The sequence below is a fragment of the Mycobacterium sp. 1245499.0 genome (assembly GCF_001673615.1).
GTDB lineage: Bacteria > Actinomycetota > Actinomycetes > Mycobacteriales > Mycobacteriaceae > Mycobacterium > Mycobacterium europaeum_A.
This window is the reverse complement of record NZ_LZMG01000380.1, coordinates 1-1,636: the sequence shown is the minus strand read 5'-3', so window position 1 is coordinate 1,636 and position 1,636 is coordinate 1. Positions and strand designations below refer to the sequence as shown.

The 1,636-nt window shown below is 70.0% G+C and carries 2 protein-coding genes; both read left to right on the top strand.

Going from position 1 to position 1,636, the window contains the following annotated elements; translation table 11 throughout:
• A partial coding sequence (locus tag A5646_RS23535) for a magnesium chelatase domain-containing protein (protein ID WP_304441929.1) occupies positions 1-778 on the top strand: 778 nt, incomplete at its 5' end.
• Positions 779-805: 27 nt separating this feature from the next.
• Positions 806-1,636 (top strand): DNA integrity scanning diadenylate cyclase DisA (gene disA / locus A5646_RS23530; protein ID WP_067024567.1); only part of this gene is annotated, 831 nt, incomplete at its 3' end.

Below are 1,636 nucleotides of genomic sequence, written 5' to 3'. Positions count from 1 at the left end.
CGTCACCAAGGACGGGGCCATCGCCGGGCCGCGTTCCCTCGAGCACCTCGTCGACGTGGTGCTGCACTTCGAGGGCGACCGCAACGGCTCGCTGCGCATGGTCCGGGGGATCAAGAACCGGTTCGGGGCGGCCGACGAGGTCGGCTGTTTCCTGTTGCACGACAACGGGATCGAGGGCGTCGCCGACCCGTCGAACCTGTTCCTGGATCAGCGTCCGGCCCCGGTGCCGGGCACCGCGATCACGGTGACACTGGACGGCAAACGGCCGCTGATCGGCGAGGTGCAGGCGCTGCTGGCCACGCCGGCGGGCGGCTCGCCGCGCCGCGCCGTCAGCGGCATCGACCACTCCCGGGCCGCGATGATCACCGCGGTGCTGGAAAAGCACGCCAGGCTGCCAGTCGGCATTAACGACATCTACCTGTCCACGGTCGGCGGCATGCGGCTGACCGATCCATCGTCGGATCTGGCGGTCGCGGTCGCGCTGGCGTCAGCGCTCACCGGCCTGCCGCTGCCCACCACCGCGGTGATGATCGGCGAAGTGGGACTGGCCGGAGATCTGCGGCGGGTCAGCGGCATGGAGCGGCGGCTGAGCGAAGCCGCTCGCCAGGGGTTTTCCATCGCGCTCATCCCGGACGGTGACGACCCCCGGCGCGAGATCGTGCCGAACGGGATGCGGGCGCTGCGCGCGCCCACCATCGTGGCGGCGCTGGAGCACATGATCGACATCGCCGACCACCGCGGCGGCGCTCCCGCAAACCCGCCATGGCTGGACGCATGACGCGTCGGGCCTGAAGAATGACATGCTGTGACTCGTCCGACCCTGCGTGAAACCGTCGCCCGCCTGGCTCCGGGCACCGGCCTGCGTGACGGCCTGGAACGCATCCTGCGTGGCCGCACCGGCGCCCTGATCGTGCTCGGCAACGACGAGGCCGTCGAGGCCATCTGCGACGGTGGGTTCGCGCTGGACGTGCGCTACGCGCCCACCCGGCTGCGCGAGCTGGCGAAGATGGACGGCGCCGTCGTGCTGTCCACCGACGGCAGCCGCATCGTGCGGGCCAACGTGCAGTTGGTCCCGGACCCGTCGATCGCCACCGACGAGTCGGGGACCCGGCACCGGTCGGCGGAGCGGGCGGCGATCCAGACCGGCTACCCGGTGATCTCGGTGAGCCATTCGATGAACATCGTGACCGTCTACGTCGGCGGGGAGCGCCACGTGGTGGCGGACTCGGCGACCATCCTGTCGCGGGCCAACCAGGCCATCGCCACCCTGGAGCGGTACAAGATCAGGCTCGACGAGGTCAGCAGGCAGCTGTCGCGCGCCGAGATCGAGGACTTCGTCACGCTGCGCGACGTCATGACGGTGGTGCAGCGGCTCGAGCTGGTCCGCCGGATCGGCCAGGTGATCGACAACGACGTGGTCGAACTGGGCACCGACGGCCGCCAGCTGCGGCTGCAGCTCGACGAGCTACTCGGCGGCAACGACAACGCCCGGGAACTGATCGTGCGCGACTATCACGCCAGCCCGGAGCCGTTGTCCGAGGCGCAGATGACCGCCACGCTCGACGAGCTAGACGCGCTGTCGGACACCGAGCTGCTCGACTTCACCATCCTGGCAAAGGTTTTCGGGTATCCGACC